The 8,422-nt window shown below is 66.5% G+C and carries 8 protein-coding genes and 1 pseudogene; 6 read left to right on the top strand and 3 right to left on the bottom strand.

The genetic code is table 11. The annotated features are described in order from the left end of the window. A pseudogene (locus AB7O82_RS20985) lies at positions 1-572 on the top strand (fibronectin type III domain-containing protein); the annotation flags it as partial. 218 nt (positions 573-790) lie between these two features. Here AB7O82_RS20985 and AB7O82_RS20980 read toward each other — a convergent pair. The 3 genes from AB7O82_RS20980 to AB7O82_RS20970 form a co-directional block, all read right to left on the bottom strand. Continuing rightward, the gene (locus AB7O82_RS20980; RefSeq protein WP_428620079.1) at positions 791-1,693 is read right to left on the bottom strand and encodes a 2-hydroxyacid dehydrogenase; all 903 of its coding nucleotides are present in this window, start codon (positions 1,691-1,693) and stop codon (positions 791-793) included. Between the two features lie 225 nt (positions 1,694-1,918). Beyond that, positions 1,919-3,010 carry a mandelate racemase/muconate lactonizing enzyme family protein gene (locus tag AB7O82_RS20975; protein WP_428543391.1) on the bottom strand — a complete coding sequence of 364 codons (1,092 nt, stop codon included), beginning with the start codon at positions 3,008-3,010 and terminating at the stop codon, positions 1,919-1,921. Positions 3,011-3,019: 9 nt separating this feature from the next. Continuing rightward, positions 3,020-3,967 (bottom strand): hypothetical protein, encoded by a 948-nt coding sequence (locus AB7O82_RS20970; protein WP_428620077.1) that lies wholly within the window; start codon positions 3,965-3,967, stop codon positions 3,020-3,022. A 193-nt stretch (positions 3,968-4,160) separates the two neighbouring features. Here AB7O82_RS20970 and AB7O82_RS20965 point away from each other — a divergent pair, with 193 nt between their 5' ends. The 5 genes from AB7O82_RS20965 (at position 4,161) to AB7O82_RS20945 (ending at position 8,421) form a co-directional block, all read left to right on the top strand. Continuing rightward, positions 4,161-5,351 (top strand): LLM class flavin-dependent oxidoreductase, encoded by a 1,191-nt coding sequence (locus tag AB7O82_RS20965; protein ID WP_428543395.1) that lies wholly within the window; start codon positions 4,161-4,163, stop codon positions 5,349-5,351. Between the two features lie 220 nt (positions 5,352-5,571). Continuing rightward, complete coding sequence (locus AB7O82_RS20960) at positions 5,572-6,195, top strand: NIPSNAP family protein (protein ID WP_428620075.1); 624 nt, start codon at positions 5,572-5,574, stop codon at positions 6,193-6,195. 28 nt (positions 6,196-6,223) lie between these two features. Then, entirely contained in the window at positions 6,224-6,844 is a 621-nt protein-coding gene (locus AB7O82_RS20955) for an NIPSNAP family protein (RefSeq protein ID WP_428543399.1), read from the top strand. A gap of 33 nt (positions 6,845-6,877) precedes the next feature. After that, positions 6,878-7,771: a TauD/TfdA dioxygenase family protein gene (locus AB7O82_RS20950; RefSeq protein WP_428543401.1), complete on the top strand. Its 894-nt coding sequence runs from the start codon at positions 6,878-6,880 to the stop codon at positions 7,769-7,771. Between the two features lie 95 nt (positions 7,772-7,866). Beyond that, positions 7,867-8,421, top strand: a complete 555-nt coding sequence (locus AB7O82_RS20945; RefSeq protein ID WP_428620074.1) for a hypothetical protein — start codon at positions 7,867-7,869, stop codon at positions 8,419-8,421. The last annotated feature ends 1 nt before the right edge of the window (position 8,422 follow it).

The following is an 8,422-nucleotide window of genomic DNA, read 5'->3' as shown; positions in this document are numbered from 1 at the left end:
CCTCGATCGATTTCGATATCGAAGGTGCGGCCGTCGTCGACCTGTCGTCGATCCATTTGCGCAACCAGGCGATCGTCGGTCTCGAGGCGGCCAATCCCGATCTCGAGGTACGCTTCACCCTGCCGGTGCTGCCCACCGGCCTCGATGACAATGGCCTGGCTCTCCTGCAACATGCCAAGGCCGACGGCGTCGACATCGACATCGTCAACATCATGGCGATGGATTATGGCCCTGCGGTCGACAATGGCGGCCAGATGGGGCTGAACGCCATCAACGCCGCCAAGGCCACCGCCCAGCAGCTCCAGAGCCTCGGCATCGACGCCAAGATCGGCGTCACGCCGATGATCGGCGTCAACGACGTTGCCGGCGAGATCTTCACGCTGGCCGACGCGGAAGCCCTGCTCGACTACGCGCGGACGGATCCCAACATCGCGCTGCTTTCGATGTGGTCGGTGGCGCGCGACAACGGCAACGGCGCCGGCTCCCCCTGGGCCTCCCCCGAGTACAGCGGCCTCGCCCAGCAGCCATACGAATTCTCGGGGATCCTCAGGGGCTTCGACGTGCTGGCGTAGATGATCCTCCCCAGCCTCATCGCTGGGGAGGTGTCGCCGTCCTACGGCGACGGAGGGGCATGGATCTTGGACCGCGGGCGTCCCGCCCGCTCATGATCATGGACGGCGCTTTTGAATGCGCCGGGCGGGCGAGACGCCCGCGGCCCGCATGATTCATGACCCCTCCGTCGCCGAAGACGGCAACACCTCCCCAAGCTTCGCTTGGGGAGGAGAATGAATCACCCCGCAGCCGCGAGGTCGATGGCGCGGCGGTACATCGTCTTGGCGGCTTCCGGGGTGTTGTAGCCGGCGTGCGCCGTCAGGGTCACGTTGTCGAGCTCGAGCAGCGGCTCGTCCGGGTTCACCGGTTCCTGGTTGAAGACGTCGGTGGCGTAGTGGCCGACCTGGCCCGACTTCAGGGCCTCGAGAAGCGCCGGCTCGTCGACGACGCCGGCGCGCGCCGTGTTGATCAAGATGACCCCTTTTTTTGCCGCGGCGAATCTGGCCCGGTCCATGAAACCGAGCGTGCCGTCGTTCAATCCCAGGTGCAGGCTGATGATGTCGGACTTCGCCAGTAACTCGTCGATGCCGACCATCGGGACCGGCGGGTCGGCGATGGGCGAGCGGTTCCAGGCGATCGGCGCCAGGCCGATGCCCTTGGCCAGCCGCGCCATCTCCTTGCCGATGCCGCCCAGCCCGACGATGCCCAGCGTCTTGCCGCGCAACTCCATCCCCTGCATCGGCCGCCAGCCGCCGGCGCGCACCATGCCGTGCATGGTAGCGATGTGGCGCGCGGCAGCGAACACCAGGCCCATGGCGTGCTCGGCAACCGTGGTGTCACCGTAGCCGCCGATGGTCGACACCTTGATGCCGAACTTGGCCGCCGCCGCCAGGTCGACGAAGCTCGCTGCCCCGGTGCCGAGGAAGACGATGTGCTTCAGGCCCCTGCACTGGCCGAGAGTCGCCTCGTTGAAATAGCTCGCATCGTTGATCACGGTATCGTAGCCCGCGACGAGCGCGGGGATGTTCTCGGCCCTGGCCGGCCCCATGTTGACGGTGATGGGAATGTCGTTGGCGCCATGAACCTGGCGCCACACCAGATCGATGTCGGGCGTCGAATCGATGAACAGCGTTTTCGGCATCGTATCACCGCTCTGGTTGGGTCTCTTCCGCTGGGAGAGCGCCACTCCGATGGCGCTCATCTTCTCGATCATAGTCCTCATGAGCGCCATCGGAGTGGCGCGCTCCCAGCCATGAGTTTCATCCATGTGGGTCGGCGAGCCAGCCGATGGCAGATCCCTGTCTTCCCGAGTAAGGCGCCTATGGAGCAAGCGCCTTACTCGGGATGACAGCAAGTATGTAGCCCGTCACGCCTTGAAGGCGGCGATTGCCTTGTCGTCGAACTTCAGGCCGAGGCCGGGCTTTTCCGGCAGGACCATCTGGCCGTTCTCGATAGCCGGAGTCTCCTCGTAGAGCGCCAGCATCCAGGGCATGTACTCGACGGTCAGCCCGTTCGGGCAGGCGGCCACCATGTGGACCAGGATCTCGGGCATGACATGGCTCACGATCGGCAGGTTGAACGCCTCGGCCATGCCGGCGACCTTCATCCACTGGGTGACGCCGCCGACCCGCGCCAGGTCGACCATGACGATGTCGACCGAGCGCGCCTCGATCATCTGCCGGAACGGCGCGATGCCCCAGACATACTCGCCGCCGGCGATCGGCGTCTTGAGCGCGGCGGTGACCCGCGCCAGGCCCTGGTAATCGTCGAACGTGGTGACGTCCTCGAGCCAGAACAGGCCGACATCCTCGACCCGGCTGCCGATGTCGATCGCCTGCTCGGGCCGCCAGCGCTGGTTGATGTCGCACATCAGCTTGATGTCGGGGCCGATCGCCTCGCGCACCACGCGCACGCGGCGCACCTCCTCGGCCGGCGTCGGATTGCCGGGCAGAGCCATCTGGGTCTTCATCTCGCGAAAACCCTTCTGCAGCAGGATCTGCGCCGCCCGCTGCGCCTGGTCGTCGGTCAGGCCGCGCCGCAGCGAGCCCGAGGCGTAGGTGGCGACGCGGTCGCGATGGCCGCCCAGCAGCTTCCACAGCGGCTGCTCCAGCGCCTTGCCCTTGATGTCCCACAGCGCCGTGTCGATCGCCGACAGCGCCAGCGTGAACAGGCCGCCCGGCCCGCCGGCATCGCCCAGGGTGCGCAGGCGGGCAACGACGGCCTCGACGCGCATCGGGTCCTGGCCGACCGTCAGGGCAGCGAGCGCCTCGACAGTGGCCAGCAGGGCCGCATTGAGCCGCCCGCCATAGAGCGTGACACCGATGCCCTCGATCCCCTGGTCGGTGCGCAGGCGCAGGGCGACGATGGGGCGCTTGCGGCCGGCTTCCTCCGGCATGTTGGCCAGCGGGTCGTCCTCGGGAATGTTGAGTGCCGTGGCCTCGTAGCCGGTGATCTTCATCGCCGGGCCCTACTCTGCCGCGGCGCGCCGGGTGACCCGGTCGAAACGCTGTTGGCGGGCTTCGGTGCGCGGATCGTCCATCTCCGCCATCATCGCGTCGGCCACCCAGGCGTCGCGCCCGGAAACGTAGCTGCGGTTGGTCTGCGCCGGATTGCGGTTGACCAGGGGCCGGGCATAGAGCGGATGGCGCATGCTGCGCACCTCGTGCTCGATCTGAAAGAGCGGCTTGCCGCTGTCGAGGTCGGAGATCATCTCGAAGCGATACTGATGCTCGTTGCTCTCCTCGGTGATCAGGCTGCGCTCCAGCAGCTTCTTATGCGGCCCCGAGAAATTGGCGACGTAGACCTGGATGTGATGGCCGTCATAGGGAAGTTGCGGTGCATCGGTCTCGCGGAACACCAGCTCCTGGCCCGAACCGACGGAAACGTGCGCCGCCGGCCCGGCCTTCGACTTGTCGACGCGCGTCCTGGTGTCGAAGGCCTTGCGATAGAATTTCGCGATGCCGTCGGCCGTGCCGACCGGCACGTCGAACTCGACGAAGGCCATGCCGAGCGCCATGCGGCCGAAGCGCGGCGCCGGATCGTAGCAAAGCAGCGTGTTGCCCCACGGGCAGGTCGTCGCGACATGATCGTCATGCTCGACGAAGGCGAACCGGGTGCCTTCGAGCGGCTTCTTCATGCGCTCGAGCCTGCTCAGCAGCGCCGCGCGATCGGGCAGCACCAGGCCGACGCGGCCGCGCAGGCGCTGCGGCGTGCCTGTGATCAGGTGAAACTGGCTCTGCCCGACGTTGACCCACATGTTGTCTACGCTGGTCATCAGGTAGGGATCGCGCGTCAGGCCAAGGCCGCTGATATAGAACAGCGTGCCGGTGATCTGGTCGGCAATCTGCAGGTTGACATGCTCCAGGCCAACGATATTGCCGAGATCCTCGGCGCTTCGGTCATACTGCTTGCCCATGGCTGACCTCCGTTCCATCGCGGACCCCCACGGGTTCGCTGCCAGCCATGACTTTAAGCCAGCCTGATTTCGATTGGCAGCCCCCGGGAAACGTGCGGAACTGCGCCCAGGAGACCCCCGGCACGCCGGCGTGCATTACGACGCTGAGAAAATGAGGCGGGTTACCGCCCATTTTCATAGGAGGAAACAAGGCATGATCACCAAATTCGACAGTTCGTATGTCGGCTCTGTCGACATGGAAGACGCCGGATACCGCGGCAAGCCCATCAACGACCGCAACTACTCGAACGCGGAACTGGCCGAAACACTGCACAAGTCGGTGTCCTACGCCAGGAAGATGGACGAACTGGGCTACAACACCTTCTGGATGGCCGAGCACCATTTCCAGCCGGAAGGCACGGAATGCATCCCCAATCTCTTGATGATGGCGATGCACCTGGTGAACCAGACCAGGAACCTCAAGATCGGCTGCGGCTTCAACGTCGTGCCCATGTGGCACCCGCTGCGCCTGGCGGAAGACTATGCCATGGCCGACATCCTGAGCGGTGGCCGCGTCATCTTCGGCGTCGCCCGCGGCTACCACACACGCGAGGTCGAGACCTTCGGCGCGCCGCTCATCGACCAGGCGGCCAACCGCGAGCTGTTCGAGGAAGGCGTCGACATCGTCTTCAAGGCGTTCAACGAGGAACGCTTCTCGCACAAGGGCAAGTACTACACGATCCCGCCCGAGGTGCCTTACCGCGGCTACACGCTGAAGGAGATTGCCCTGGTTCCGCGCCCCGTGCGCCGGCCTGTCGAATGCTGGCAGCCGATCCAGAGCGGCTCGCAACGCGCCTTCGACTTCATGGCCAAACACGGCATCTGTGGCGTGATCGGAGGCGGCTCGGCCGAAGGCGGCGCCGTCGAGCGGCACATGAACGAGTTCCGGGCAGCCTATGCGCGCCGCGGCATCGCGCTCGAACTGGGCGAGCGCCTGTCGCTCGGCTACCAGTTCCACATCGCCGAGAGCCGCGAGGCCGCCATGCGCAACGCGGCGAAGTACTACGAAGAGAACATGAAGATGTTCGGCGAGCTGCGCCTGGTGCGGGCGCTGACCGACGAGCAGATCGCGGCGATGCGCGACCCGCGGCTGGTCGACACCGTCAAGCTGCCGACCATCGAGGACGCGGTGAAGGCGGGCGGCTTCCTGGCCGGCACGCCGGCCGACATCATCGCCCAGCTCAAGGCGGTCGAGAAGCGCTACCCCGGCCTCGAGCGTATCAACTGCAGCATGCCGCTCGGCACGCCGCTCGCCGTGACGTTGGAACAACTCGACCGCTTCGCCAAGGAAGTGATGCCGGCGTTCGGCGCCGGTACCGCGCAAGCCCGCGCCGCGGCCGATTGAGTTCTCCTCCCCGGCTCTGCCGGGGAGGTGCCCCTTCATAGGGGCGGAGGGGTCATGGTTCACGCGGACCGCGGGCGTCCCGCCCGCTTATATTGATGAGCGGGCGGGACGCCCGCGGTCCGGAAGGCCCTGACGAGTCCGTCGCCGCAAGATGGGACACCTCCCCAGCGAGGCTGGGAAGGAGCGTGACAGGCAAGGCATCCACCAAGGGGAGAAACCCATGATCTTCGAGATGAGAACCTACCTGCTGAAGCCCGGAACCGGGCCAGCGGTCGAGGAAGCATTCGGCGCTTCCTATCCGGCACGCGCCAAGCTCTCGCGCATTGCCGGCTTCTGGCGCACCGAGGTCGGCACGCTCAACCAGATCATCCACATCTGGCCTTACGAGAACATCGCTCAGCGCGAGAGCATCCGCGCCGAAGCGGTCAAGACCGGCGTTTGGCCGCCGCCCAAGGTCGCCGAGAACTTCCTGGAGATGGAAACCAAGATCCTCTACGCCGCGCCCTTCTCGAAGCATTTCGAGCCGGCCGAGCATGGCGGCCTCTACGAGTTCCGCACCTACACCTACGGTGCCGGCGCCATCCCCAAGGTCATCGAGGCGTGGAGCCCGCGCATCGAGGCGCGCGCCGCCATCTCCCCGCTGGTGTTCGCCGGCTACACCGAGATCGGCCCGCTCAACCAGTGGGTCCACATCTGGGCCTACAAGAACATGGCCGACCGCGAGACGCGGCGCGCCCAGGCGATGAAGCCCGGCCTGTGGCCGCCGCCGCGCCACGAGAGCGTGGTGCTGCACAAGCAGAACAGCACCTTCGCCGTCCCGGCGAAGTGGTCGCCGCTTCGCTGACCCTGCCGGCCTGGCTGCGAGACACGCCATGATCTTCGAGATGCGCACCTACCTCATGCAGCCCGGCAGCATCCCCCGGGTCGAGGAACTGATCGGCGCGGGCACGCCCGCGCGCGCCAGGCTCTCCCGCTTCGGCGGCTTCTGGCACACCGAGGTGGGTACGCTCAACCAGATCATCCATGTCTGGCCGTACAAGGACCTCGCCGAGCGCGAGCACATTCGCGCCGAGGCCATCCGCGCCGGCATCTGGCCGGTCAAGATCCAGGACGTCATCCTCGAGATGGAGTCCAAGATCCTCCACGCCGCGCCGTTCTCGCCCCATTTCGAGCCGGGCGAGCACGGCAATCTCTACGAATTCCGCACCTACACCTACAGCGCGGGCGACATTCCCAAGGTGATCGAGGCCTGGACGCCGCTGATCGGCGCGCGCTCGGCGATCTCGCCGCTGGTCTTCGCCGGCTACACCGAGATCGGCCCGCTCAATCAGTGGGTCCATGTCTGGGCCTACAGGAACATGGCCGACCGCGAGACGCGGCGCGCCCAGGCGATGAAACCCGGCCTGTGGCCGCCGCCGCGCCCGGAGGGCGTCGTGCTGCACCGGCAGACCAGCACCTTCGCAGTGCCTGCGTCGTGGTCTCCCTTGCGCTAGTATCCCGCAATACCCAATCGAGGAGACGTGAGAATGACGGTCGCGATTCGCCAAGTCGGACCGTGCTTCGCGGGTGAAGTCGACGGCGTCGACATGCGCCGTCCGCTCACGCCCGACGAGGTCGCGGCCATTCATGCCGGCATGGACAGGTACGCCGTGCTGGTGTTCCGCAACCAGGACATCGACGACGCCCAGCAGCTCGCCTTCACGCAGAGCCTGGGGCCGATCGAGCACGCCATCGGCTCGAGCCTGCGCGCCGCCAACGAGTATCGCCTGCCGACGACCTTTGCCGACGTCTCCAACCTCGACAAGGATGACACGCCCTATGCGCGCGACGATCGCCGGCGGTTGTTCGCCATCGGCAACCGGCTGTGGCACTCCGACAGCTCGTTCAAGGTGACGCCGGCGAAGTACTCCCTGTTGCACGCCGTCAAGCTGCCGTCGAAGGGCGGCGATACGCAGTTCGCCGACATGCGCGCCGCCTACGACGCGCTCGACGAGGAAACCAGGGAGCTGGTCGAGGGCATGGTGTGCGAGCATTCGCAGATCTACTCGCGCCAGCTGATCGGCTTTTTCGACCTCACCGACGAGGAGCGCGCGCGCTTCGCGCCGGTGCGCCAACGCATGGTGCGCACCCATCCGGTGACCGGCCGCAGGTCGCTCTACCTGTCGTCGCATGCCGGCGGTATCGTCGGCTGGCCGGTGCCCGAGGCGCGCGGCTTCCTGCGCGACCTGATCGAGCACGCCACCCAGCGCGAGTTCGTCTACACCCACAAATGGCGGCTGGGCGATCTCGTGATGTGGGACAATCGCCAGACCATGCATCGCGCCCGGCCGTTCCCGGCCGATGAGCCGCGCGACATGCGGCGCACCACCCTGGCAGGCGACGGACCGACCGCCGAGCAGATGCCCACCGCCGTGCACTGAGAGCGGCGACGATGCAACTCCAAAAAGCCGGAATTTGCGCTACTCTGTTCCGCGTCTCTCGAAGAGAGTTGGACCAGGCGACCGGAGGGAGTGGCATGACGATTCGTTCTGTGGACAAGTGGCTTGGCAGCCTGGCAGCGGGCCTCCTGGGTGCAATCGCCGCGACGGCGGTCGTCGCCCAGCAGCTCGGACCGCAGGAATTCCGCGATCCCAAGACAGGCCAGATCTGGACGCCCGAGAATGTCGGCGGCAAGAGCGGGCCCAACACGCCGCAGGACCGCGCCTTCAACCCGCAGGGGCAGGTCGTCACGTCTCCCGGAAACGTCGTGCAGACGCCGGCCGTGACCGTGCTCGGCACGGTGCCGATTACTGCCGGGCCGACAGTGCCGATCGCCATCATCGACAATGCCACGCTGTCGGCCATCCCGGCGCGGAACTGGCAGGTCGTGCTCTATCTCAACAACAACAGCGCGGCGCCGATCAATCCGGTGATCGAATGCCGGTTCACCAATGCGGGCAACGTGGTCCTGACTGCGACCGCCAACCTGCCGACGGTCGCCGGCGGCCAGCGCGTCGGCCTCACCGTCTACGGTCCGGCGACAACCCTGTTCGTCGACCGCGCCGACTGCCGCCTGCTCTCGCCGTCGTGAT

The sequence above is a fragment of the Reyranella sp. genome, assembly GCF_050185545.1.
GTDB lineage: Bacteria > Pseudomonadota > Alphaproteobacteria > Reyranellales > Reyranellaceae > Reyranella.
This window is presented reverse-complemented; position numbering and strand designations above follow the sequence as displayed.

Excerpts from the sequence above, each read along its gene's own strand:
- AB7O82_RS20960 (WP_428620075.1), top strand. The coding sequence starts at position 5,572 with ATGATCTTCGAGATGAGAACCTACCTGCTGAAGCCCGGAACCGGGCCA.
- AB7O82_RS20950 (WP_428543401.1), top strand. The coding sequence starts at position 6,878 with ATGACGGTCGCGATTCGCCAAGTCGGACCGTGCTTCGCGGGTGAAGTC.
- AB7O82_RS20980 (WP_428620079.1), bottom strand. The coding sequence starts at position 1,693 with ATGCCGAAAACGCTGTTCATCGATTCGACGCCCGACATCGATCTGGTG.
- AB7O82_RS20965 (WP_428543395.1), top strand. The coding sequence starts at position 4,161 with ATGATCACCAAATTCGACAGTTCGTATGTCGGCTCTGTCGACATGGAA.
- AB7O82_RS20945 (WP_428620074.1), top strand. The coding sequence starts at position 7,867 with ATGACGATTCGTTCTGTGGACAAGTGGCTTGGCAGCCTGGCAGCGGGC.
- AB7O82_RS20975 (WP_428543391.1), bottom strand. The coding sequence starts at position 3,010 with ATGAAGATCACCGGCTACGAGGCCACGGCACTCAACATTCCCGAGGAC.
- AB7O82_RS20970 (WP_428620077.1), bottom strand. The coding sequence starts at position 3,967 with ATGGGCAAGCAGTATGACCGAAGCGCCGAGGATCTCGGCAATATCGTT.
- AB7O82_RS20955 (WP_428543399.1), top strand. The coding sequence starts at position 6,224 with ATGATCTTCGAGATGCGCACCTACCTCATGCAGCCCGGCAGCATCCCC.